Annotated in this window: 22 protein-coding genes; 13 read left to right on the forward strand and 9 right to left on the reverse strand. The window is 47.9% G+C overall.

Annotated features, from left to right (window positions below; all coding sequences use genetic code 11):
* Positions 1-2: 2 nt before the first annotated feature.
* A complete protein-coding gene (locus KFF03_RS02835) occupies positions 3-2237 on the reverse strand; it encodes a molybdopterin cofactor-binding domain-containing protein (protein ID WP_255858766.1) in 2235 nt (744 codons plus the stop codon).
* A 178-nt stretch (positions 2238-2415) separates the two neighbouring features.
* On the reverse strand, positions 2416-3333 hold the full coding sequence (locus tag KFF03_RS02840) for a LysR substrate-binding domain-containing protein (RefSeq protein ID WP_255858767.1): 918 nt from the start codon (positions 3331-3333) through the stop codon (positions 2416-2418).
* Between the two features lie 130 nt (positions 3334-3463).
* Between KFF03_RS02840 and KFF03_RS02845 the strand changes: the two genes are divergently transcribed.
* Positions 3464-4195, forward strand: coding sequence for an SDR family oxidoreductase (locus KFF03_RS02845; RefSeq protein WP_255858768.1), 732 nt, complete (start codon positions 3464-3466; stop codon positions 4193-4195).
* Positions 4196-4259: 64 nt separating this feature from the next.
* A complete protein-coding gene (locus tag KFF03_RS02850) occupies positions 4260-4853 on the forward strand; it encodes a 2-hydroxychromene-2-carboxylate isomerase (protein ID WP_255858769.1) in 594 nt (197 codons plus the stop codon).
* 94 nt (positions 4854-4947) lie between these two features.
* Here the strand turns inward: KFF03_RS02850 and KFF03_RS02855 are convergent, their stop codons facing one another.
* Together KFF03_RS02855 and KFF03_RS02860 are read right to left on the reverse strand one after the other, a co-directional pair.
* A complete protein-coding gene (locus tag KFF03_RS02855; protein WP_255858770.1) occupies positions 4948-5427 on the reverse strand; it encodes a hypothetical protein in 480 nt (159 codons plus the stop codon).
* Positions 5428-5531: 104 nt separating this feature from the next.
* Complete coding sequence (locus KFF03_RS02860) at positions 5532-6275, reverse strand: hypothetical protein (protein ID WP_255858771.1); 744 nt, start codon at positions 6273-6275, stop codon at positions 5532-5534.
* A 456-nt stretch (positions 6276-6731) separates the two neighbouring features.
* On the opposite strand from KFF03_RS02860, the gene KFF03_RS02865 reads away from it, so the two are divergent.
* The gene (locus tag KFF03_RS02865; RefSeq protein ID WP_255858772.1) at positions 6732-7718 is read left to right on the forward strand and encodes an ABC transporter substrate-binding protein; all 987 of its coding nucleotides are present in this window, start codon (positions 6732-6734) and stop codon (positions 7716-7718) included.
* Between the two features lie 13 nt (positions 7719-7731).
* Here KFF03_RS02865 and KFF03_RS02870 read toward each other — a convergent pair whose 3' ends face one another.
* Positions 7732-9357: a cytochrome-c peroxidase gene (locus KFF03_RS02870; protein WP_255858773.1), complete on the reverse strand. Its 1626-nt coding sequence runs from the start codon at positions 9355-9357 to the stop codon at positions 7732-7734.
* 164 nt (positions 9358-9521) lie between these two features.
* Here KFF03_RS02870 and KFF03_RS02875 point away from each other — a divergent pair, with 164 nt between their 5' ends.
* A complete protein-coding gene (locus KFF03_RS02875; protein WP_255858774.1) occupies positions 9522-10928 on the forward strand; it encodes an ATP-binding protein in 1407 nt (468 codons plus the stop codon).
* Positions 10925-11602, forward strand: coding sequence for a response regulator (locus tag KFF03_RS02880; RefSeq protein ID WP_255858775.1), 678 nt, complete (start codon positions 10925-10927; stop codon positions 11600-11602). The genes KFF03_RS02875 and KFF03_RS02880 overlap by 4 nt, the downstream gene beginning before the upstream one ends.
* A 9-nt stretch (positions 11603-11611) precedes the next feature.
* On the opposite strand, the gene KFF03_RS02885 is transcribed toward KFF03_RS02880, so the two are convergent.
* The gene (locus tag KFF03_RS02885) at positions 11612-12271 is read right to left on the reverse strand and encodes a replication protein P (RefSeq protein WP_255858776.1); all 660 of its coding nucleotides are present in this window, start codon (positions 12269-12271) and stop codon (positions 11612-11614) included.
* Positions 12183-13406: a DnaT-like ssDNA-binding domain-containing protein gene (locus KFF03_RS02890; RefSeq protein WP_255858777.1), complete on the reverse strand. Its 1224-nt coding sequence runs from the start codon at positions 13404-13406 to the stop codon at positions 12183-12185. The genes KFF03_RS02885 and KFF03_RS02890 overlap by 89 nt, the downstream gene beginning before the upstream one ends.
* A 93-nt stretch (positions 13407-13499) precedes the next feature.
* Here KFF03_RS02890 and alr point away from each other — a divergent pair, with 93 nt between their 5' ends.
* From alr to KFF03_RS02910, 4 genes are all read left to right on the forward strand, one after another.
* Positions 13500-14582, forward strand: coding sequence for an alanine racemase (gene alr, locus KFF03_RS02895; RefSeq protein WP_255858778.1), 1083 nt, complete (start codon positions 13500-13502; stop codon positions 14580-14582).
* A 147-nt stretch (positions 14583-14729) separates the two neighbouring features.
* Positions 14730-15137, forward strand: coding sequence for an MmcQ/YjbR family DNA-binding protein (locus KFF03_RS02900; protein ID WP_255858779.1), 408 nt, complete (start codon positions 14730-14732; stop codon positions 15135-15137).
* 111 nt (positions 15138-15248) lie between these two features.
* Positions 15249-16037: an enoyl-CoA hydratase/isomerase family protein gene (locus KFF03_RS02905; RefSeq protein WP_255858780.1), complete on the forward strand. Its 789-nt coding sequence runs from the start codon at positions 15249-15251 to the stop codon at positions 16035-16037.
* 94 nt (positions 16038-16131) lie between these two features.
* On the forward strand, positions 16132-17103 hold the full coding sequence (locus KFF03_RS02910) for a nitronate monooxygenase family protein (protein ID WP_255858782.1): 972 nt from the start codon (positions 16132-16134) through the stop codon (positions 17101-17103).
* 149 nt (positions 17104-17252) lie between these two features.
* Here KFF03_RS02910 and KFF03_RS02915 read toward each other — a convergent pair whose 3' ends face one another.
* Positions 17253-18179 (reverse strand): alpha/beta hydrolase, encoded by a 927-nt coding sequence (locus KFF03_RS02915; RefSeq protein WP_255858784.1) that lies wholly within the window; start codon positions 18177-18179, stop codon positions 17253-17255.
* A 205-nt stretch (positions 18180-18384) separates the two neighbouring features.
* Positions 18385-19353, reverse strand: coding sequence for a nitronate monooxygenase family protein (locus tag KFF03_RS02920; protein WP_255858785.1), 969 nt, complete (start codon positions 19351-19353; stop codon positions 18385-18387).
* A 352-nt stretch (positions 19354-19705) separates the two neighbouring features.
* On the opposite strand from KFF03_RS02920, the gene KFF03_RS02925 reads away from it, so the two are divergent.
* The 4 genes from KFF03_RS02925 (at position 19706) to KFF03_RS02940 (ending at position 23840) form a co-directional block, all read left to right on the forward strand.
* A complete protein-coding gene (locus KFF03_RS02925; RefSeq protein ID WP_255858787.1) occupies positions 19706-20695 on the forward strand; it encodes a DUF481 domain-containing protein in 990 nt (329 codons plus the stop codon).
* Positions 20696-20775: 80 nt separating this feature from the next.
* A complete protein-coding gene (locus KFF03_RS02930; RefSeq protein ID WP_255858789.1) occupies positions 20776-21294 on the forward strand; it encodes an ATP-dependent zinc protease in 519 nt (172 codons plus the stop codon).
* Positions 21295-21318: 24 nt separating this feature from the next.
* On the forward strand, positions 21319-22899 hold the full coding sequence (locus KFF03_RS02935) for an inactive transglutaminase family protein (protein ID WP_255858790.1): 1581 nt from the start codon (positions 21319-21321) through the stop codon (positions 22897-22899).
* The gene (locus tag KFF03_RS02940) at positions 22899-23840 is read left to right on the forward strand and encodes an alpha-L-glutamate ligase-like protein (protein ID WP_255858791.1); all 942 of its coding nucleotides are present in this window, start codon (positions 22899-22901) and stop codon (positions 23838-23840) included. The genes KFF03_RS02935 and KFF03_RS02940 overlap by 1 nt, the downstream gene beginning before the upstream one ends.
* The last annotated feature ends 13 nt before the right edge of the window (positions 23841-23853 follow it).

Consider the following 23853-nt stretch of genomic DNA (forward strand, 5'->3'; position numbering starts at 1 on the left):
CCTCAGGCTCCGTTCGAATAACCGTAATGTTTAATCGGTAAGCGCCGGATGCGCTCTCCGGTGGCAGCATAAATCGCATTGGTCAGGGCTGGAATCAGCGCTGGAATTGCTGGTTCGCCAACGCCGCTGGGTGGTTCTGCACTGGCGATAATATGCACATCGACTTGTGGCATATGGCGGGTATAGAGGGTCTGGTAATCGTAAAAATTATTCTGTTCTACCTGCCCGTTGCGGAAGGTTAATTCTTCCATAAAGGTGCCACACAAGGCCCAGAAAATACCGCCTTCAAATTGTGCTCTGATACTGTCCGGGTTAACCGCTACGCCACAATCGACCACGGCAGTCACTTTATGAATGATGACTTTTTTCTGTTCATCTATCGACAGTTCAACGACCTGAGCGACAAAACTCTTATTGGAGAACGATACGGCAATCCCCTGATGATGGTTACTGGCTTGTTTGCCCCAACCAGCCTCTTCAGCGGCACGATCTAATACGGTTAATAAACGGCGGTGATCCAGGCCTTTTTTATTGGCCACCCAGTTCGATTGCTCAAGGGTATTCAGCAGTAACTGGCGGCGGTATTGGTAAGGATCAATACCAGCCAGGTGTGCTGCTTCATCCACCACCGATTCGGCATAAAAGCCGGTGTAAGAGTGCATGACAGCACGGTGGTTACCGGTGGGCACTGGCAGCTCTGCCAGCTCAACCGACATATCAAAATCATCAACGGCATACGGAAACGGCCCCGTTGCAATCAGGCTGTCGGTCATGCCCGAAGCGACGGCACCTTTGGTCATTTTATCGATGGGAAAGTGTCGCGTGGCAGGCATGGTCAACGATTGAAAACGGCCAAAATAATGCGGTGCGGTGATCTGGCTGTGCCACAGTTGTGGATATCCCTGATCGTTTAATCCAACCTGAAAACGCGCGACACTGGCAGGGCGGTAATAACCGTGTTTCATGTCTTCTTCGCGCGACCAGATCAGCTTTACCGGTACCTTGCTTTGTTGTGCCACATACACGGCGTACACCACATAATCGATTTCTAAGCGGCGGCCAAAAGCACCTCCCAGGTAGGGGGTGTGTACGGTGATGTTTTCGGCATCCAAGCCGGTGAGGATAGTGGCACATTTTTCAGCGCCTGAGGTGTTTTGTGTTGGTGCCCAGATTTCACAATGTGTATCGCTCACGCGGGCTGTGGCATTCATTGGTTCAAGCGGCGCATGAGTTAAGAATGGCGTCTCGTATTCCACCTCCAGCTTTTTCTGGAACGGGCGGGTATCGCCTTTTTCCATCTCGTTCAAAGTATCAACCATGCTGCTGCGAATGCTGTCGCTGCTGAGCTTCGCGTATTGGCCGTCGTACCACTCAATATCAATTAAGGCCAGTGCTTTTTGCGCGGTAAAGTAAGAATCCGCGACCACTGCAATACCCGCAGGCTGGAACTGATTGGTTAAATCTTTCGGGATGGCAATCACTTCCTCAACACCGGGCAAAGCCAGTGCTTTATCGGCATTGTAGGAGGCTAAGTCGCCTTCCAGCGTCGGACACAGACGAATCGAAGCGGTGCGGGCATCCGGAATATTCACGTCGACGCCATACACCGCATCGCCCGCAGTTTTCAGCGGAATATCGACACGTGGAATCGATTGACCGATCAGCTTGAAGTCTTGCGGTTGTTTCAGCGTTGGATTGCGGGGTGGTGTTAAGTGCGCAGCGTACTGTGCTAATTCACCATAGCTGAGTTTTTTGCCGGAACTATGAATCACCCAGCCTTGCTCGGTACGGCACGAATCCACACTGACTTGCCATTTGGCGGCAGCCGCCTCGACCAGCATCTGACGCACGCCGGCACCCAGCACCCGCATAGGCTCCCAGAATGCCCATACACTGCGGCTGGCGGCGGTCATCTGGGCGTATAACATCGGGTTGTTAAAGGCCGGATGATTAGTGGCAAACTCGGTACGAACCTGGCTCCAGTCGGCATCCAGCTCTTCGGCCACAATCATCGTCAGGCCCGTTTCCACCCCCTGGCCCATCTCAACCGAGGGCACCTGATAGGTAATCACGCCGTGTTCATCGATATGCAGCCAGGTATGCGTCACATCAGGCGTGTCGTCGCTGGAAGTCGAAGCCGATAACGGCATCGCTGAGGAACATGAGGCTAACAAACCGCCCGAATACAATACGGATATTTTAAGAAACTGGCGTCGTGACAGGGACGTATGCGGCATAACAAACGGCGCTCTACGGTGTGCATATTGGCCTATGATGTTAATCAGCCGAGACAGGCTGTCGTAGTGACATTTTTTAGTATCCCTTACTAAAAAATGGCATACAGTCGCAGCAGATAAATCCTTAGGCGTGCCGATGCCATGTATTGAGATGCCATGTGCCGTTATGCATGTATTGTCAGGCGTCCGGTAAAGGTGTAGTCAGCACCGGAATATCGCGAAACAGTTGTGTCAGCCAGTGATGCAGGGCCTGGATCTCAGGTTTGTTCTGGTTGGACTTCGGAGTTACCAGCCAATATCCCCGCTCAGTTTGAAATTGTTTCCCGTAAGGTGTCACCAGACGACCATCGTTAATCCAGCGGTTGGCGCTGGGAAGAATGGCCAGTGCGATGCCAAGGCCATCAGCAGCGGCTTTAACAGCGGCGAAATGTGAGTCACAAATAATGCGGTTCTTGATTTGAGCGATGGTGTCCGATGCCAGAAAAGCCTGCCAGGTTGCCATATCTTCCGATTCACTGATCAGGCGGTGGGACACTAAATCTTGTAATTCTTCAACACTGTGCGCTTCAGCGTAAACCGGGCTGCATACCGGGGTAACGGCAGAAAAGCATAAACGTTGTGTGTAAAGCTCCGGCCACTGGCCATCACCAAAACGAATGGCGGCATCGATCTGCTCCGTCTCAAAATCGACATAGCGGTTGCGCGCTTCGATACGCAGTTCGGTATCGGTCGCATAGTCAGCAAAGCTCAGGTAGTTCGGCATCAGTAGTTCCTGAGCAATAAACAATGGTGCACTGATGTGCAACGAACGACTTTGAAAACGCCGCTGAAAACCAACATAACCCTGACGGTGCAACTGCATCATCTGACGTGCAATCTGAAAATAATAATCTCCGGCATCGGTCAGGCTAAGGCTGCGGGTGTGGCGCAAAAACAGGTCTTCCCCCAGCCACTGTTCAAATGCTTTTACTTGCTGGCCCACCGCCGGTGCCGTGACATTCAGCTCCGCCGCGGCCTGTTTAAAACTGAGGTGACGGGCGGCGGCTTCAAATACCGGGATAAACTGAATGGGTGGGGTACGGGATGACAAGGTCATGACTCGATTTGTAATGGTATGAGAAACTATATCTTTTCTATAGCGTAGAAATCATGGTTTGTACACGGATTTTGTATCGAATAACTTTGTTATCACCGATAACAAGTACATTCCTTTCAGGAGTTGAGTCATGTCTGATAAGCCACAAGTTGCTTTGGTAATGGGTGCCGGAGATGCCATTGGCGCTGCCATTAGCCGCCAGTTTGCCCGAGCCGGATTTATTACCTGTATGGCACGCCGTAACGGCGATCAGTTACAGCCTTTGGTAGAAGAGTTGAAGGCCGAAGGTCACGATGCCCGTGGTTTCAGTTGCGATGCCCGTAATGAAGAACAAGTGGAGCAGTTATTTGCTCAAATCGAAGCGGATATTGGCGAGCTTGAAGTGGTGATTTTTAACATCGGAGCGAATGTGCCGATGAGTATTCTGTCGACCAGCAGTCGTAAATTTATGAAGATCTGGGAGATGGCTTGTTTTTCTGGTTTCCTGACCGGGCGAGAAGCCGCGCGAGTGATGACCAAGCGCAAGCGCGGTACCATCCTGTTTACCGGCGCAACTGCCAGCGTTCGGGGTGGTGCAGGTTTTGGAGCATTTGCCAGCGCCAAGCATGGCTTACGCGCACTGGCACAAAGCATGGCACGCGAGTTGGGGCCGCAGAATATTCATGTGGCGCATGTGGTGATTGATGCGGCGGTGGATACTCAATGGATTCGGGATAATCACCCGAAGTATTCAGAATTGGCAGAAAAAGACGGTGTTGTAAAACCCGATGATCTGGCAAAAAACTACCTGATGTTGCATCAACAGCCGCGTAATGCCTGGACGTTTGAGTTGGATGTTCGTCCATGGGCCGAAAAATGGTGAGACGAAGCTGCCTGCTTCGATTACGCTTCTTAGGAAAATAAGTAAGACTTAAAAGAGAAAAAACATGAGCACAACTATCGAATTTTATTTTGATTTTGGCAGCCCGATGGCGTACCTGGCCCACAAGCGTTTTGATTATTTACGTGAAAAATACGACGTGAATATTGAATACCGCCCAATGTTATTAGGCGGTGTTCATAAAGCCACTAAAAACCAACCACCGGCAGCTATTCCGGTAAAAGGCATGTATTTACTGAAGCACGATGTGCCGCGTTTTGTTAAGCGTTATCAGGTGCCGTTTAAAATGAACCCTCACTTCCCGGTGAATACATTGCCACTGATGCGCGGCTGTTTTGCCGCTGAAAAGCTCGGTGTTGCAGAGGCATATAACAATGTGATGTTTGATGCCTTGTGGAATCAAGGACTGAATATGGCCGACCCGGAAGTGATTAAACAGGTTCTGCTGGATAATGACCTACCTGCTGACGAGTTGCTGGCAGCCACTCAGGACCCAGCCGTTAAACAACAGCTGATTGATGCCACTGAAGCGGCAGTTAAACGTAACTGTTTTGGTGCGCCGACCATGTTTGTCGAAGGTGAAATGTTCTTTGGCCAGGATCGTTTAGATTTTGTAGAAGAGATTCTGCAGCAAGGGTGAACGTGAGGCTGGAATGTTACGGACACCTTAATCTTATTTAGATTTGGGTGTCTGTTTTATCGGAGCAAAATCACAGTTGAATCACCGTCGCTTGTTAGGCATTTGACTCCAAATATGTATTCCGGATATGCGGATAAACTGCTAATTTTACTTTAGTCAATTTACGGTCTAGATTATCTAGTGCGCCTTGACATGGTTGAGCGCTGTTAAGCTCAAAGTAAATATTTTCTACTATGTCAGTAATTCCATTCATGGCATGAACCATTTCTTTATTTCCAACAAGATTAGATATAGCTCTAACTGAATATGCATCGCTAGTCGCTGGAAGCAACGCAGTTTTAGCTTTTATTACGTCTCCAGAATGAAAATGTAGTGCGGCTTCATTAACACAAGCCTCTACATTTTCCAATTTAATAGTTAGCTCTTTTACCAAATTCTTTTTATCTTCAATTGCACTTTTCTCTAGTTCATTCTTATGGCTTCGATCAGAAAGAAAATACGATGTCAATCCAGCAATGGAAGCGCCAAGTCCAATTTTTACTGCAGTATCTACAATATCAAGAATAGTTGTCATAGTTGATGCCTAACGCCCCTAAGCAGAGGCACATTTGTTTTTAGCTGCGAAGCCGCGCTAAATTTTTCTTACTGACCTAGTTTGTTAGATTTTTTACCTTCTAGTCAGTGGCTGTATGTTTCTTGATCTAAGCCTTCTATCGATATTAGAACGTTATTCGCATATAGAGATTCCTCAAAAAATCCAGTTTTTCTTTTGAACACTGCTCCATATTTAACTTTGCCAGGGTATTCAGAAGCGTAACGCTTTAACGCGTATTGTAAGCCTGGCTTGGAAACACCATGAACATCCCCCCAAGCAGCTAAAGTGCTTGTGCCAATAAATTGATAACCCTTTAGCTGCTTGGTAATCAGCTGCCTCAATTCTATCCATTTGCTATCAACTATTTCTTGCATAAAAGCCAAATTAGCCGAATTTTCATTGTCTTTCTTAGTTTCGTAATGCATTGCAAGCCAAGGAACAATAATAAATAAAGATAGAAATATGAATAGGAAACTCCAATACTCCCATATGAAAAAGAACATCCCAAAAACAATCAGCCCTGGTATTAATAGAAAAGGATGTTTAAAACCTAAAATCAGGTCATCAATAATGTAATCCAAGAAAGATTGATCGCAGTTATTCGACAATACCGATTCCCAATAATGTCTCAGCAAACCAAAATACGTAAGTAGAGACACAGACCAAATAAAGGTCATATGCCAGCTAGATATTTGTATGTCCGTAAATAGGTAGTTGACCCCGAATTCACTCTTTTTAGAAGACATAACTACGGATGAAATAGTAACAAAATCAGCAATCAACCCGATTGCAACGACGGAAACAGTAGGAATTGAAATTTTCTTCACCCTAGTTGATCACTCCTTTTCGAATATAATATTTCATCGCTAAAATCTAACACTTTAATAATCCGTCCTTACAAGGTCGCATACCTTGCAAGCTAACCCTACTTTGCAAGGAATCGCCAGATTCTTCGACATTCCATAGGCAAGAACAGACTTCATTCAGAAACCTTCCATAGCAATCGGTCATAGCAAGTAATCCTTTTCAAGCATGCGCTAAGCACACCTTTATTAATGTTTAAAATATCACCAGCAAGGCATGCAGACAAGCTTTATGGACTGCTCGACTTACCGAAGAAACTTTGCAGCAAGAGTGAACGAATACCACTGAATCTGCTGACAGCTGATACCGCTCTGGTATCGGCTGTCATTTGTGTCGCTATAGCTAAAGTCGGGTGTTACTTTTTCTGTTATCGCCTAGTCTGAAGTATTGGTTCTGATATCAATTCAAGGAGGCTGGCCATGAACATCACCCGGGTTATTCTGGTACTGATATTGTTGGCTTTGTCACTACCGGGGTTGGCCGAACGTAAAACCATTCTGGTGATTGAAAGTTATCATCAACAGCACCCGTGGGATGCCAGTTACCTCGAAGCTCTGCGGGAAAATCTGTCAGAGTATGAGCTGGTGACCTTTGAAATGGACACAAAACGCCTGTCTCCCTCAGCTTACCAACAACAGGCTGACAAAGCCTGGCAGTTATACTCTTCTATTGCCCCTGATTTGGTGATTCTCGGGGATGACAATGCCGTAAAATATATGGTGCCCCGATTGAAACACACAAATACGCCGGTTGTTTTTCTGGGGGTTAATGCCAATCCGCGAGCAACAGGGCTGGCTGATATTGATAATGTGACGGGTATTCTCGAACGCCCCTTGTTCCGGCGTTCCATTACCGAGGCTAACCGACTGTTTAACTATCAGTTGGAAAAAATTCTGATCTTATTTGATGACAGCCATACCTCCGGTATCGCAATTAATGAATTTACCGGTGGTGCGGCATCGATGGACTTTGCTGAATTACAGGTGGATTTTCGTTTATCGAATCGACTGGATGAGTGGCATAACGCCGTGATAAGTGCTGAACATCATGGTTACGATGCCATTATTATTGGTTTGTATCATACCGTGTTTGACGGCGAAAACCGCCATGTCGATTCAGAAGATATTATTCGCTGGATCAATAAAAACAGCACGATTCCAGTCTTTTCGTTTTGGGATTTCTCCGTCGGATACGACAAAGCGATTGGTGGTGTGGTGCTGGTGGGTAAGCAGCAGGGAGAAGAAGCGGCAGCCTTGGTTAAACGTATCTTACGTCGCCAGCCGGATAGTTTACCAGGAATAAAAACGGCCGAACGTGGCCAGTATCGTTACAGTCAATCCCAGCTAAAACGCTGGGACATTGATGTAAGCGAATCGTTGCGGCCGGGGTCAGTGTTGGTTGATTAACCCACTGAATCATTCACAACAAATTATTATTGCCGTCCCGCGCAATTAATAACTGATCGTCTGGATTATCAGCGATGTTATTGGCATCGTCGGCAATCCAATCCTCCATGCACTCTCTGTCTTCAATGCAAGGGTCGGTTAATGCTTCTAAAAAGGCGACTAAATCACTCACATCCTGATTATCCAGGCGAATGCCTGGCAAACGTGAAGTGCCGTTGCGGCGTTCAGTATCGAGTTTGTCAGCGGCTGCCAGGCTGTGGTTTAACGATTGCAGATAGAGAGTACGACAGTCGTTAATATCGCGGAATTGTTGCAGATCACATTGGCGATTATTGCGGAAATAACTGTCAATGGCGGCACGCGGATTCACATAATGACGCACCACCTGTTCCAGCGTTGCATACGACCCGGCGTGACCATAAGGAGCTGTCTGCGCAATATTTAACAGCGAAGGTGTGCGGAAACGATAACGATCGGCTGTGTTGCCGGTTTCCCGTTCGCGGCCAAAGTCGTCGCTGTTGTTTATGTTGCTGACACTGTTGGCTCCATCGCCTTTGCCCGGACCAATCTGTGGAAACGCTACGGTGTGATGTTGTTCATCACTCAACAGTGGGCCGTTGTGGCAAGCGGAACAACCCGCCCCTCCTTGTTGTGGTGTATTAAAAAATAACAACGCGCCACGTTTTTCAGCATCAGACAGTGCACTGGTATCACCATCCAGATAATTACGCCATGGTGAATTAATAAACACCATGGAGCGTTCGTATTCGCCAATGGCAAAAGCGATATTGTCGAAGGTGATTAAATTTTCTGCGGATGCGGTTTGAGCAAAAGCCTGTTGAAAGAGTGCCAACCATTCGTTGCGGGCTAATTCACCCTGGCCGTCACCATAATTGCCAATACGTGCGGCTAAATGATCGCGTACAGAATTATTATCATTGCCTGACTCAAAGGTAGTTCCACGCATTTCTTCAGCAGACGTAACCGGGAATCGTGCCTGTGCCGCTGCCAGGTTGCCTCCGGCGTTAGCATCCGCCTGTAAATAGGCGCTATCGGGTGTGCGAATGCCACTCACAGCGCCATTCGCATTGGTTTCCTTGCCGAGGCTTTCAACCCGGGAATCCCAGAACAAGCTGTTATCCCATAAGGCTACATTAAACACCGTGGGAGAATTGCGTGGCACTTCCGGTAAGCCGGAGTGGTGGACTCTGCCAGGCCCAAGAACATCCGGAGAAACGGCTCCAACACCAACCGGCAGACTTAACTGATCGGTTCCACCCAGCATCGGGTGATGGCAGGTGACACAGGCGCTGTCAAAATCGCCCCCCAGGCTTTTGCTAAAAAACAGCGCTTTTCCCAACTGCGCCATGTCAGATTCAATATCCGGGATGCTGCGATTAGCAATGGGTGAGCGCGATAAATCCTGTTGGCTGATCAACAGTTGCAGTTGTTGATCCAGTGCTGTCAGAACGGCTGGGGTTTGTGGGTCAGGTGTTTGTGGGTCGGAAGCTTCAACAGGGTTTTCCGTTGGATCGTGTGTCGTGCTACTGGTGTTGCTTTCTCCACTTCCACACGCTGTTAATAACAGGCTGGTGAATAATGAGGCGACGGTTTTTCTATTTATCGGTAACGTTCTCATTCTGGCGCTCCTTTTTGGCTGCTGAATACCACTGTAGGAAGCAAAAGCGCAGGAATTCGTGAATGAATGTGCAAGCAATGTGAAAGCGCCGGGAAAAGCGTGAAGTGTGCTGCAAATTTCGTTAATTTATCGTTTTACACCATTGTTTATATTCAGGCATCCCGTTGACGATTCAGAATAAATTAATTGCTGCTTTTTTAGGCACCATCTCTTTGTTGTTATTAACAATGGTGCTGGCCGTGCAGTGGAGCTTTGATCAGGGCTTACTGGAATACGTCAATCGCCAGCAGTTACAACAACAGGAACGTTTAGTACAACAGCTACAGCGTTATTATCAACGCTATGGCAGCTGGGATGACATCCGTGTCCACTGGCGCTCCATTATGGACAAGGTGCTTGAGCGTGATCGTAAACGGCTCAGACAAGAGCGGCAGAATAAGGAAAAGTCATCTCATATACCGCCTTTAGGTCATAAGCCGCGCCGTGGTAGCAATAACTTTCGGCCAGGTTTATTAGCGGCGGACAAAACCCTATTGCTGGGTCGTTATGAGGAGGATTTTGCGCTGTCTGAAATCCGGGTGAATGACCAACGGGTTGGCTGGGTCACCATGCCGCCAGCAAAACAACTGACCGATGCCGCTGATTTGGCCTTTCGTAATCATCAGTTTGCCGCGCTGATCGTGGTGGCTGCGGTGATGATCGTCATGGCGCTGCTGGTAGCAATTCCATTGGCACGTCACTGGACCCGACCATTGCGCTCCATTGCCCACACCACACATCGCTTAACTCAGGGTGATTATCAGCAACGATTAACGCCTCATGGTCGTGATGAGTTGGCGCAGCTGGCCAACGACGTAAACACTCTGGCACAAACGCTGGAAGATAATGAAAATGCCCGTAAACATTGGGTCGCCAGTGTGTCACATGAGTTACGGACACCGGTGGCCATTTTACGCGGCGAAATTGAAGCCATTATGGATGGCATTCGGCCATTGGACATGACCAGTTTAAAATCTCTGCAGCAAGAAGCCGAACAACTGACCCGATTGATTCAGGATTTATACGAATTAACCAATGCCGATCTGGGAGCCATGCGCTACCGCAAAGAGCCTTTCGATTTAACGATATTATTGGACGATACACTGGCGTTATACCAAACCGCTTTACGCGAGGCCGGTGTGCAGTTGCATTGGCAGGCACAGCACAGTGCGCCAGTTTGGGCCGATGGCAATCGGCTGCAGCAAGTGCTGGAAAATATTTTATCCAACACCATGAAATACGCCGCAGCAGATGATTTGTATATCGCATTGCAGGTTGAACAGAATCAGATTCAGTTAATGATTGAAGATTCTGGTCATGGGGTTCCGGATGAAGCATTGGATAAATTGTTTGATCATTTATATCGGGTCGAAGCATCACGTAATCGTGAAACCGGCGGCTCCGGTTTAGGGTTGGCGATTTGTAAAAAAATTATCGAAGCACACGATGGCAATATTCATGCCTTTAAAAGCCAGCATGGTGGCTTAGGCATTCAGATTATTTTGCCATTGTTCGCGGAGCAAGCACGATGAACATTCTGATTATTGAAGACGAAATAAAACTCGCTACCTTATTGGCTGATTATTTACGCCAGGCCGATTATCAGGTAGCGATGGTGCACGATGGTAATGAAGCACTGGAGGCATTTCAGCAGCAACAACCAGACTTGGTGTTGCTTGACCTGATGCTACCCGGGAAAGACGGCTTAACTATTTGCCGTGAAATACGCCAGCAGTCGGATGTGCCTGTGGTGATGGTTACAGCCAAGGTTGAAGAAATCGATCGTTTATTAGGGCTGGAACTGGGCGCTGACGATTATATTTGCAAACCATTCAGTCCACGAGAAGTGGTGGCCCGTGTTAAAGCGATTCTGCGCCGGGTACAACGCCTGCAGCAACCGGAGGCGGCTGAAAGCGTAACGGAGTTGCAGCTGGTTAACGATAAACTGCAAGCCAGTTTGTGTGGGCAACCACTGGATTTAACGGCCATCGAATTTCAGTTATTACAAACCTTATCGCAGGAACCGGGCCGGGTTTTTTCGCGGGATCAGTTAATGGATCATATCTATCGCGATCATCGGGTTGTCAGTGACCGCACGGTGGATAGTCACGTTAAAAAACTGCGCAAAAAAATGTCCGAAGCCGCCCCGCAGCAAGAATGGATTTATTCGGTGTATGGGGTTGGTTATAAATATGAAGGGAGCTGAGAAAAAGCCTTACAGGCTTTCTCTCAATGCCGCCAGCCGTTGCTTCTGCTCTTTATTCTCCAGCGGGTGTTCGATGGTTTGCGGAATCGCTTTGGCAATTTCCATTTCCAGCTCTTCACCATTCTGAATACGTTTCAGCAGAATTTCATAGTTTCGCTTATACACCGGAAACGCTTTGTCTTCAGGGGTATTGGCGATGAAATACCAATCGCTGGCACGCCCGGCGAAATACACCGCCGGATGGCTCCAGCGATATTCTTTTTTAGGCGACGGTGCGCGGCAGGCTTCGATATAGGCGGCGTAAGCGTTGGGTAAACCCAATACTTCGGCGGTGTCACAGCGCTCTAATACTTCGTGTACGCTGGGTAAAAAGCGACTTTCTTTCACCGCTTTTTCTGCCGCACGCATAATCACTTCGCCGCTGTATTCCACCAATAAACGCGACCACAGGCGCTTGGCCATAATCATGGTGTCGTAATCCGGAAACGCCTTTAAAAACTGGTTGTGATAATTAAAGCGGAATAATTCAAAAATCTGATTAATCGCTTCTTTTTGTTCAACCGTGGCGTCCGGCGTTTGATTACCAGCTGGTGTCTTTGAGTCGCTGGACGCTTGCTTCAGCTGTTGTGTAACCCGGTTGAGCAGCTGTGTGCTGGGTGTGTTGTCCATGTTGTTCTCCCGCCGGGTTATTGTTTGAGTGGTTGCTGGTTTGAGCTAAACGCTTGGCCCATTGTTGTTTCACATATTGTAAAAAGCGACTGTTCCAGCTGGTATGCACCTGATTAGAATCGCGCCAATACAACACAAATTCGGGTACCAGGCTTTGTGCGAACTGATGATCAATATGACCCATGGATAAAATATCAAAGCAGTCTGGGTCGGGTTGCCAGTTCTCAGCAATACGCGTGGGTACTGTGGAATGTTCTACCGAAGCACTGTAACGCGCCCATTGTTGGCGTACGTGCTGAATAAATTTGCTGTTCCAGGTTTTAAAGGCGTCACCGCGTTCGGCCCAGTACAGCACAAACTCCGGCACCGCATCCTGAATAAACTGCGGATCAATGCCCGCTCGCTGCAGAATCTGGCAGGCATCCTGACTTGGTAGCCAATCACTCTGAATGGCTTTGGCCTCATCAGCCTGAACATTAAAAGCGGTGCGATCGCGCGAAGTATCCTGAAGGTTTGTTTGAGCCTGTGCAAACGCTGGCTGGCCAAACTTCTGTTGCTGCATCTGCTTTTGCTGACGCGCGGCATCATTTTGGGTGTAGGCCCACTGGCTTTTAACATGCTGGAAAAAGCGGTGATTCCAGTCGCGGCGATTAGCCCCCAGCTCCTGGCCTTTCAGAATAAAGCTATCCAGCTGCGTCATGGCAAACGCGCTGCTGATGCCATGTTGCTCTAGGCGAGTCAGAGTATCGGCATTGGGCTGCCATTGATTATTCAGCGGCTGGTGTGGTGAGGCCATATGAGGCTGACTTTGTTGTGGCTGGTGAGCCTGCGGCAGCATTGCGGATTGCTGGCCAAAACCGAATATCAACCCTTCACCATCAGGAAAAACGTCTCCCTGCAATTGCACCAGGCCTTTATCAATCAGGCTGTGCAGCACCCGGCGAATGGTTACGTCATCCCAAAAAGGCAGCTGATTACGCAGTGCCTGGTTATGCAGGCGCACCCAAGCTTGCCCCTGTAAGCTGGCGGCGTCATTAAAGACGGTGAGCAATACCGCTTCTTCCAACCCAATGGTGGCCGCCAGTGTGGCAGACAGCGGGATGGTTTTGTCAGTCAGCAGCGGATGGCTCGGCATTCATCGGGTTCCGTGTTAGTGGTTCAGTTTCACAATCTGCTATTGTACCCGTTTTGCCACAAGCTACTACTTCTGCAGTGAGTTAAGCCGTTTATGACACGTCCGACCCAAGCTTTTATCAACTGGTCTCATTTTCGCCACAATTACCAACTGGCGAAACAAAAGGCCGCCGGGCGCGTGTATGCCGTGATTAAAGCCAATGGTTATGGTCATGGCATTGTTGCCTGTGCCCGAGCCCTGGGCGATGCCGATGGTTTTGCGGTGGCCTGTGTGGATGAGGCATTGTTGTTACGCGAGGCGGGTATTAAACGCCCGGTGCTGGTACTGCAGGGCGCGTATGACGCGAATGAATGGCAGCTGGCCAGCACACACGATTTGCAGCTGGTGGTTCACCATGCGCAACAGCTTGAGCAGCGGGCACAGGCACTGCTGGAAAATCCGGTAGCTATCTGGCTGAAGGTGAACTCTGGCATGAATCGCCTGGGGGTTCGCGCTGAAGAAGCTGAATCTTTATTAGCTCACATCGCTGCCGATGAGCAACTGCAGCTACAGCATGTGATGACCCACTTTGCCGATGCGGATCTGGCCCAGCCTGAAGCGTTATCGGCCGCCTTAGAAACGATGCAATCCTGCGACTGGCCGGTTTCTCTGAGTGTTTCAAACAGTGCCGCAACGCTGACACAACTGGCAGCGGATATCGAAACCAGCGACTCCGTCAGTCGCCCTGGCATTATGTTGTATGGCTCGTCGCCGTTAGCGAATCAAAGTGCGGCTGAGCTGGGGTTAAAAACCGTGATGTCGTTACGCTCGCAAGTCATTCACACTCATGACGTCAAAGCCGGTGAAAAAGTGGGTTACGGCGGAAATTGGACGGCTGAAAAAGACAGCCGTATTGCGGTGGTGGCGATTGGTTATGGTGATGGTTATCCGCGCCAGGCCCCTTGTGGCACCCCGATGATGATTAACGGCCATCGTTGTTCGTTAGTTGGGCGGGTATCCATGGATATGATTACTGTGGATATTTCTGAATTTGACGATATTCAAATGGGTGATACGGTTGAGTTATGGGGCGAGCAGATTGATGTGGATGAAATTGCAGCCCTGTGTCACACCATCGCCTATGAATTGTTTTGCCAGTTAACACCGCGAGTAAAGCGAGTGGCTGTTGAGGGCTAAGCCCTCAAAATGAGTTGAATGGATAGATTGTTTTTCAAAGCAGCCACAGGATGTGGCGGTAGGATCGCCGGCACAAGGATGTGCCGTCCGATCCGGCGGCTGAAAAATAATGTATTCGTTTAACTCTACTATTCAGGAATCTAAAAAATGGATTATTTAAAAATTCGCGAATATTTATTATCCAAGCCCGAAGCCTGGGAAGACTTTCCGTTTTACCCGGACGTTGCGGTAATGAAAGTCAAAAATAAAATGTTTGCGACTTTGGCTCCGGCTAACTCAAAAGAAATTGAAGAACACGGTAATTGCTACCGGATGAATCTGAAGTGTGACCCTGAAGAAGCCATTCAATTACGTGATGTCTTTGAGTCTGTGCTTGCCGGATACCATATGAATAAAAAACACTGGAACACCATCATTCTCAATGGCGAAGTGCCGATGGGTGAACTAGAGCGCATGATTGATAACTCCTATGCACTGGTGCTGAAAAGTATGACCAAGGCGGAACGACGGTCGCTGGAAACCACCTATTCTGAAGAGCAATTGTACCCGCATTAATCGGGTATTCCTTTTTTAACATGCACCTCCCCAAAAAACTCAAACATTCTTAAAATCAAACAAAAATGTTAGTATTCATGCCTGATTTTTTACCACATGGGCAGAATTCTGATGTCTTTTCAAAACCTGAAATTTTCTATTGAACATGGCATTGCCCGCATTACACTAAACCGCCCACACGAAGGCAACGCGTTTAATCAGGCTCTGGCTGATGAACTGGATGATGTCGCACGCGAGTGTCTGATGAGCAAGCAGGTTCGTGTTGTGATTCTGGCGGCGGAAGGCAAGTTATTTTCCGGTGGTGGTGATCTGGCCTTTATGCAGGAAAACGCTGACCACCTGGATATTGCCATCAAGAAGCTGGCCGATCGCCTGCACTCAGCGTATGCCGCTTTTGCCAGAATGAGCGCTCCGGTTATTGTGAAAGTTCAGGGCACCGCTGCAGGCATTGGTTTAAGTTTATCGATGCAGGGAGATATCACGGTTGCCTCTGACAAAGCCAAGTTTGCTGCGGCGTATACCGGTGTCGGGCTAAACCCGGATGGCGGTTTAACCTATCTGTTGCCACGTGCGATTGGTTTTAAACGCGCCAAAGCTTTTATCTTACAAAATCAGATTATTTCTGCCGAGCAAGCGCTGGATTGGGGGCTGATTAATCAGGTTGTTGCCCATGATGAACTCGACGATACCGTCGAAGCTCTGGCCAAACAATTAGCGGCGGGTTCTGTTGGCTCCTTCGCCGCAGTGAAACAGCTGTTGTCGCGTACCTACAATGAAACGCTGGAATCACAAATGCACCTTGAAGGCATGGCGTTAGCTGAAAATGCGATGTCGGCTAACGGCAAAGAGGGAATTCAGGCATTTTTAGATGGCCGCAAACCTGAATTTCAACACGATTAATTTTGTTGTAACCACTCAATACTCATCAAGGTTTATGGCATAACATTGGATTCAATGCCGTTAACTTTGATTCTGAATTAAGGAAATTGACCTTATGAAAACCAAAATTACTGAAATGTTAGGCATTGAGCACCCAATCATGCAGGGTGGTATGCATTATGTTGGCTTTGCTGAGCTGGCCGCGGCGGTTTCAAATGCCGGTGGTTTGGGCACGATCACCGGGTTAACCCAGCGTTCAGCTGCTGACCTGGCGAATGAAATTGCTCGCTGTAATGATATGACGGATAAACCATTTGCAGTGAATTTAACGTTTCTGCCAACGGTCAATTCACCAGACTATCCGGGCTATATTGATGCGATTATTAAAGGTGGTGTCACCGTTGTTGAAACGGCAGGCCGCAGCCCTGAGAAATACATGCCGCTGCTGAAAGATGCAGGCATTAAAGTGGTTCACAAATGTACTTCGGTCAAACATGCACTGAAAGCGCAGTCGATTGGTTGTGATGCGGTATCGGTTGATGGTTTTGAGTGTGGTGGCCACCCGGGTGAAGATGATATTCCGAATATGATTTTATTGCCCCGTGCAGCTGACGAGCTGGAAATTCCATTCCTGGCATCGGGCGGCATGGCCGATGCCCGCTCTTTGGTGGCGGCGTTAGCCATGGGTGCAGAGGGCATTAACATGGGTACCCGCTTCGTTGCGACCCAGGAAGCACCGGTACACGATAATGTGAAGCAGGCGATTGTGAATGCCACCGAAAAAGACACACGTCTGGTGATGCGTCCACTGCGTAACACCGAGCGTGTATTAACCAATCCTGCGGTTGAAAAAGTATTGGAAAAAGAGCGTGAGCTGGGTGCAGACCTGACGTTTGATGATATCGCCAATGAAGTGGTGGGTGTTTACCCACGCGTGATGAAAGACGGTGATATGGATGCCGGTGCCTGGTCTTGTGGCATGGTCGCGGGTTTGATTCACAGCGTACCAACGTGTGAAGAGCTGATCTCCGGTATTATGAATGACGCCAATGCACTGATTGCTGAGCGTCTGAAATCATTATTGTAATTTTTCCGGTAAGCCGTTCATTTCATCGTGTCATGCCGGTTGTGGTGAAGTCGGATCGATTGTCGTGAATTGCGTTGCTGAACCTATTAAAAAGGGCTTTTATTGAAAAATAAAAGCCCTTTTTCGTTAGCCACAAATAACCTCAAAAATTATTTGTTGAAAAACTCCGCAACCGCATCGGTCGATACTTTGACGGCTTCTGGTTTGTGGTAGAAATCAACGTGGCTGAATCCACCAACAGCCAACACTTCCGGATTGTTGGTCAGCTTCTCAATGAAGGCTGTTGAGCAAATCGCGGTTGGTGCATCCTGACCGTATACCACCAGAGTAGGCTGCACAATTTTCTCGGCATAGTGTTCACACAATGAGAACAGCGATTGCATTGGTTGGTCACCCACATGCATGTTGCTGAAATTCGTCACCGCTTTTGGCCCTTTAACACCATCACGGCCGTAGTAACTGTATGTCTCACGTGCCATATCCGGGAAGGCTGCTGTGGCAACAAATGCTTCTTCTGATTGCTCGTCATTCAAGCCGAATGGGGCAACATAGTCAGGCTCGCCGCTTTCATACATTGCTTGAGCAGAGGCGTTGGCAGCAGCAATCATTGGATCGGTCACTTCACGACCTAACCATTGGAACGCATCAGCGGCCATCATGCCGGATACTGTGGCAATCTTTTTAATGCGGTGATCCGTAACGGCCGCCGAAGAAATGATTGAACCACCCTGACACACGCCCAGACCCAGGATTTCTTCAACGTAAGGCAGAGTGCCTAAATAAGACACGGCATCCCAGGTGTTTTCGATTAAGCGGAACATATAACGGGATTTTTTGTGTTCGCCGGGCAGTGCGGGTGAGTCACCCATGCCGAGGTAATCGAACGCCAGAAAGATAAAGCCTCGTTTTGCCATTTCCGGGCCATAGGTACCCAGTACTTGTTCTTTAACCTGTGGGAATGGGCTGGCACCCACAATGGCTTTGTATTGTTTATTCGCATCAAAACCGTCAGGCAGGTACAAATTACCCACCAAATCAACGCCAAATGATTTAAACGTTACTTTTTCGATAGTCATACTGTCACTCCTTAGTGCCATGATTCAAAAGATACCGAAATCATCATAGGCATTACCGGAGTGAAGAGCAGTGCACAAAACTGCATGATGTGGATACAAAATGACGAAGGCTGTGCTTTTGCAAAAGACACAAAAAAGGAGGCCTGTTAGCCTCCTTTTATGATAGAGCCTGCAGTGCAGACCCAAGGTATCGCGGTAAAGAGAATCAGCCGAACATCGCAGCCATTTTCTCTTTTATGATGGTCTCTGCATCGTCGGCAATGGTCTTAACCAACTCATCACAGGTTGGGATCTCTTTAATCAGACCGCCGCACATACCCCAGGTCACCATGCCTGCGTTAACTTCACCGGTTGACCAGGCTTTTTCCTGATTCGCACCACTGACGTAAGGGTGGACTTCAGAGAATTCAGCGCCTTCTTTTTCCAGTTCCTGTACTTTCAGGGCAATATCATTTTTGAACACGCGCGCAGTGTTTTTGTAAGAGCGGAAAATCAGCGAGGTGTCGGTTTCTTTCATATTCACAATGGCTTGTTTAATACCGTCATGAACCGGCGCTTCCTGAGTCGCCAGGAAACGGGTGCCCATGTTGATACCATCGGCACCTAATGCCAGTGCCGCAGCCATACCACGGCCATCCGCGATACCACCGGATGCCAGAATCGGAATGCTCAGTGCATCGGCAGCGGCCGGAATTAATACCAGGCCAGGAACATCTTCTTCACCCGGGTGGCCAGCACATTCAAAACCATCGATGCTGACGGCTGCCACACCAATTTTTTCTGCTTTTAAGGCGTGACGAACAGCAACACACTTGTGGATCACTTTAACGCCATGGGCGTTGAATTTTTCCATAAATGGCTCTGGGCTACGGCCTGCGGTTTCAACAATCTTAACGCCACTGTCGCAGATCACATCAACGTATTCGTTGTAGTCAATTTGTGACGCAACCACGCCTACAGTCAGGTTAACGGCAAACGGTTTATCGGTGAGAGACTGGCACTTTTCGATCTCTGCTTTCAGCAGCTCCGGGGTTGGCAGGGTCAGGGCGGTCATAATACCCAGGCCGCCAGCATTCGAGACGGCTGCCGCTAATTCGGCGGTACCAACACGCATCATGCCACCACAAACGATTGGGTATTCGATGCCAAGTAATTCAGTAATGCGGGTTTTCATAATATCTCCACTGATTCAGGTCACGGCGCTGTGCGCGGTGGTATTCAGATTCATTCACACAAGATGGGCTTATTATGTGCAATGTTTAGATAGGTTGGAATGATCAAGTATTACATATTGATGACTATGTAATTCATAATGGGAGTTGGGTGTTGGCAGCTCTTACTTTTGAATAAGGTCACATTGCTTTCGCTTGGTGGCAGACGTGAATCAAACAGTGCTGTATATTCACCTCGTTATTAACAACAGGACGCTGGGCCCGTTCGTGGCGAAAAGGGAGTTGGCCTTGCTCGTTTTCAGACATTTCCGGAATCTGCTTTTTAGCCGTATGTTATATCGCTGCTTGCTTATTATGGCCGCTGGACTGTTATCGCTGACTGCATCAGCGGATCGATTGATCATGGAAAATGGCGATATGTTAACCGGCACGGTTCGTTACATGGATGGTAATAAACTCAGGCTCTCTACTTCACATTCCGGCCCTGTGATGGTTCAACGTCGCCGTATTCATAGTTTGGTGATTGAACGTAACGTCAATATTGAGCTGAAAAACGGCCAGGAAGTACAAGGCAGCTTACAAAGTGTCAGCACCGGGGTGACCCAAGTGAATCGAATCGACGATACTCCTCTGCGGCTTGACTCTCTGGCCGATATTTCTTTTTTGTATTATGTCTCTCCCCTGAATCAGGAAGTGGACGTTTCTGGCTCAATTATTGGCGAAGTGGATTTTGAAAATACCGAGAGCCGAAATAATCATATCGAGTGGGAAGTCGCCCTGGATAATACGGTCAGCTATGCTGGCTTTCGTAATAACACGCGCCTGGAATATGAAAAAGACAGTACCAACGGCCGTGCGGTGAACCGTGAAACCATTTTTGATAATAGCAGCGATTATTTGTTTGCTGAAAAGGTCTTTGTTACCGGGCGTTTCCGTTACGAAGAAGACTTATTTGAAAACCTGAGCCGGCGTTATGTACTGGGTGTGGGGTTGGGTCACCAAGCCTGGAAAAATCCGTTTCGCGAATTGATTTACAGCGTTGACCTGGTGCACCTGGATGAGCGTTATCAGCAGGGCCAGGACATTGTTGAAAAAGGTATTGAGTTTCGCCTGAATTTTAAAGAAGAAACTCTGATAAACGGGCTCTACTTTCAGCATGAGAGTTCGGTGTTATTCATCAGTCTTGATAACCGCCGGATTGAAAGCCTGTCATCTCTGGAATATGGTCTGCCTTATAATATCGGCATCAATCTCAATTACGAATGGGATTACAACGATGCACCTGAGGCAGGCAATGGAAAAGCTTATCGTAATTTAACAATTGGAGTGTCATACCGATGGTAAAAAGCAACGTAACCAAAAAACTAATACAACCTCTGAGTATTTTAACCTGCGCTGCATTATTAGCTGGTTGTGAAAGTTTTATGACAATTAATACCAATACCCCTAATGCCTCTGACACCAGTGAGCCTGTTAGCCAGCCTTCATGCCCGGAAGTTGAACAAACAAATAATGTGCAGGATAAAGTGGTATTTGGTCAGTTAGAGTACACCACGATTAACCCTTCGGGTTGGCGTATGAAGTCGCGGATTGACTCTGGCGCGACCACTACTTCAATTGATGCTCGTGATATCAAGCCGTTTGAGCGCGATGGTCAATCCTGGGTGCGTTTTAATTTATTTGACCGTAATAACGGCAAAACCTTTGAGATTGAAAAGCCGGTTTCTCGTATTGTTGAAATCAAGCGTCATGGTACGGAAAAGCAAAAGCGTTATGTTGTTGAGTTGGAGCTGACTATTGGCTCGGTCAGCGATAGGGTTGAAGTTTCTCTGACCGATCGCAGCGACTTCACTTATCCGGTGTTGATCGGCCGTAATTTTATGATGGATCGTGCCATTATTGATGTGAGCAAAAAATACGTTGCTAAAAAAGCCGCTCAGTAATTTTTAATATAAGGAAATAATCACATGTCGAGCCGTTATCAGGTTTATTTTATCGCCTTTGTGCTGATTGCTCTGGGACTGGGGATAACCTTTTATAAGTCGAATGAAATGGGCTTTCCTCTGGTAAAAGGAGAAAGCAAAGAGGTATGGACTGTTGAAGCTGTGGTGACATTCAGAGCACTGACTGACCCAAAAGAAGCGAAGGTCAGTCTGACATTGCCCAATCAACAAAGTGGTATTGTGATTCTTGATGAACAATACACCACTAATGGTTATGGCCTGACAACCCGTGAAGAAAATAATATCCGCCAAGCCCAATGGAGTATTCGTCAGGCCAGCGGGCCACAGCGTTTATATTATAAAACTCAGCTGCTGTACGATTGGAAACAACAGATTGAACAAATGCCAGAGCCCAATTTACAGCCTCAGGCCGATTTTAATAAAAACGAATTGGCAGCGGCGCAGACCATTGTTGATAAAGCTTTTGATCAGTCATCAGACGTCAACACTCTGGTAAAACAACTGATTGAAATTATTCAGACCAATGATCTGCCAGAAGTGGGCTTTTTGTTGCAGCAAAATCTGGAACTTGGCAGCAAACCACAGCTGATCAAAAATCTGTTGGCGCTAAAAGGCGTCGACTCTACCATTGTTCGTGGTGTCTATCTGGAAGATGGTCAACGCCGTAAATTGCCGTCAGAAGTGTTATCTGTTTATGTCGACAATGAGTGGAAGCTTTATAACTTTGAATCCGATCGTGACACTTCACTGGAGAATTTCTTAATCTGGCAGATTGGTGGCAACTCCTTGTTGGATGTTGAGGGTGGTGTTGATTCTCAGGTTCGTTTCTCCATCATCAGTAACTTCTTATCCAGCCAAAAAGTAGCCGTGTGGAATAACCTGTATCTGGATGGTGAAGATGCAGATCTGAGTATTTATGCACTGCCGATTGAACAGCAAAGTGTATTTAAACTGATTTTACTGATTCCGCTGGGCGCGCTGGTCGTGGTGTTTTTGCGGGTGCTGGTGGGGATTAAAACGTCGGGCACTTTTATGCCGGTATTAATTGCATTGGCATTTCTGGAGACAACTCTGATTACCGGCTTACCAGTATTTCTGACGATTATCCTGATCGGTTTATTGATTCGCTCTTATCTCAGCAATATCAATTTATTATTGGTCGCCCGGGTGGCGGCGATTGTCACCATTGTGGTTGGGTTGATGGGGTTGATCAGTATTACCAGTCATAAACTGGGTATTGAGCAAGGCCTGACCGTCACCTTCTTCCCTATGATTATTCTGGCCTGGACGATTGAACGTATGTCGATTGTCTGGGAAGAAGAAGGGCCTAAAGATGTATTGGTTCAGGGCTCAGGTAGTTTGCTGGTTGCCATCGCCTGTTATTTTGTCATGACCTCAGAGGCCATTATTTATATTGCTTTTAACTTCCCTGAAATCCATCTGGCGACGTTAGGCGCGATTCTGATTCTGGGGCAATACAATGGCTATCGCTTGTCTGAACTGGTGCGCTTTGGTCAGGTCAGTAAATCGGAAGATGAGTGGAATATTCCGGCTCAGAAATCTGAGAGCCAGGGAGGCAACTGATGTTAGCCAATCCGTTTACGTTAAAACGCATGGGTATCTTAGGCATGAACCGACGGAACGTCGATTTTATCGCCCGATACAATAACCGTCGTTATTACCCGCTGGTGGATGACAAGTTAAAAACCAAACAGGCCGCGCTTAAAGCCGGTATATCAGTGCCGGAACTGATTGGTGTGATTTCACATCAGTTTGAAATCAAACCTGCTTTGGATAAGTTTCTGCTGCTGAATCAGTTTGTGATCAAGCCGGCACAAGGCAGTGGTGGTAAAGGAATCCTGGTAATTGTTGGTCGTGATGGCGACCATTTTCTTAAACCCAGTGGCGAAGTGGTGACACTAATGGATATCCAGCGCCATATCTCCAATACCCTCAGCGGCCTGTACAGTTTGGGTGGTCGCAATGATGTGGCCATGGTGGAAAATCTGGTGAGCTTTGATCCTCGCTTTAACGATTACAGCTATCAGGGGGTGCCGGATATCCGGGTGATTATCTTTAAAGGATTCCCGGTGATGGCAATGATGCGTTGCTCGACCGAAGACTCCGATGGCAAGGCTAATCTGCACCAGGGGGCAGTCGGGGTTGGTCTGGATATCGCAACCGGTAAAAGTTTGTTTGCGGTTCAGAATGGTTTGTTAATAGAGCGCCACCCGGATACGGATAAACGCTTCGATGAGCTTGATATTCCGCATTGGCAAACCATCCTGCAGTTATCGGCGGCCTGCTTTGAAATGACTCATCTGGGTTACCTCGGTGCCGATATTGTACTGGATGAAAAGTTGGGGCCGTTGATTCTGGAAGTGAATGCTCGTCCTGGGCTGGCGATTCAGATTGCTAATCAGGTCGGCCTTGGGAAACGTCTGGAAGCGGTTGAAAATCTCGAACATTTTGAGTTGTCGGTGGATGAGCGGGTGCAGTGGTCTATTGACCAATGGCAGCACTAGTAGGTGAAAGCGG

The organism is Bacterioplanoides sp. SCSIO 12839 (assembly GCF_024397975.1).
GTDB lineage: Bacteria > Pseudomonadota > Gammaproteobacteria > Pseudomonadales > Oceanobacteraceae > Bacterioplanoides.

Coding starts and splice junctions, on each gene's coding strand:
- KFF03_RS02930 (WP_255858789.1), top strand. CDS start 20,776: ATGACAATTAATACCAATACCCCTAATGCCTCTGACACCAGTGAGCCT.
- KFF03_RS02865 (WP_255858772.1), top strand. CDS start 6,732: ATGAACATCACCCGGGTTATTCTGGTACTGATATTGTTGGCTTTGTCA.
- KFF03_RS02900 (WP_255858779.1), top strand. CDS start 14,730: ATGGATTATTTAAAAATTCGCGAATATTTATTATCCAAGCCCGAAGCC.
- KFF03_RS02890 (WP_255858777.1), bottom strand. CDS start 13,406: ATGCCGAGCCATCCGCTGCTGACTGACAAAACCATCCCGCTGTCTGCC.
- KFF03_RS02870 (WP_255858773.1), bottom strand. CDS start 9,357: ATGAGAACGTTACCGATAAATAGAAAAACCGTCGCCTCATTATTCACC.
- KFF03_RS02925 (WP_255858787.1), top strand. CDS start 19,706: ATGGCCGCTGGACTGTTATCGCTGACTGCATCAGCGGATCGATTGATC.
- KFF03_RS02845 (WP_255858768.1), top strand. CDS start 3,464: ATGTCTGATAAGCCACAAGTTGCTTTGGTAATGGGTGCCGGAGATGCC.
- KFF03_RS02910 (WP_255858782.1), top strand. CDS start 16,132: ATGAAAACCAAAATTACTGAAATGTTAGGCATTGAGCACCCAATCATG.
- KFF03_RS02920 (WP_255858785.1), bottom strand. CDS start 19,353: ATGAAAACCCGCATTACTGAATTACTTGGCATCGAATACCCAATCGTT.
- alr (WP_255858778.1), top strand. CDS start 13,500: ATGACACGTCCGACCCAAGCTTTTATCAACTGGTCTCATTTTCGCCAC.
- KFF03_RS02940 (WP_255858791.1), top strand. CDS start 22,899: ATGTTAGCCAATCCGTTTACGTTAAAACGCATGGGTATCTTAGGCATG.
- KFF03_RS02840 (WP_255858767.1), bottom strand. CDS start 3,333: ATGACCTTGTCATCCCGTACCCCACCCATTCAGTTTATCCCGGTATTT.
- KFF03_RS02905 (WP_255858780.1), top strand. CDS start 15,249: ATGTCTTTTCAAAACCTGAAATTTTCTATTGAACATGGCATTGCCCGC.
- KFF03_RS02915 (WP_255858784.1), bottom strand. CDS start 18,179: ATGACTATCGAAAAAGTAACGTTTAAATCATTTGGCGTTGATTTGGTG.
- KFF03_RS02850 (WP_255858769.1), top strand. CDS start 4,260: ATGAGCACAACTATCGAATTTTATTTTGATTTTGGCAGCCCGATGGCG.
- KFF03_RS02885 (WP_255858776.1), bottom strand. CDS start 12,271: ATGGACAACACACCCAGCACACAGCTGCTCAACCGGGTTACACAACAG.
- KFF03_RS02855 (WP_255858770.1), bottom strand. CDS start 5,427: ATGACAACTATTCTTGATATTGTAGATACTGCAGTAAAAATTGGACTT.
- KFF03_RS02880 (WP_255858775.1), top strand. CDS start 10,925: ATGAACATTCTGATTATTGAAGACGAAATAAAACTCGCTACCTTATTG.
- KFF03_RS02835 (WP_255858766.1), bottom strand. CDS start 2,237: ATGCCGCATACGTCCCTGTCACGACGCCAGTTTCTTAAAATATCCGTA.
- KFF03_RS02935 (WP_255858790.1), top strand. CDS start 21,319: ATGTCGAGCCGTTATCAGGTTTATTTTATCGCCTTTGTGCTGATTGCT.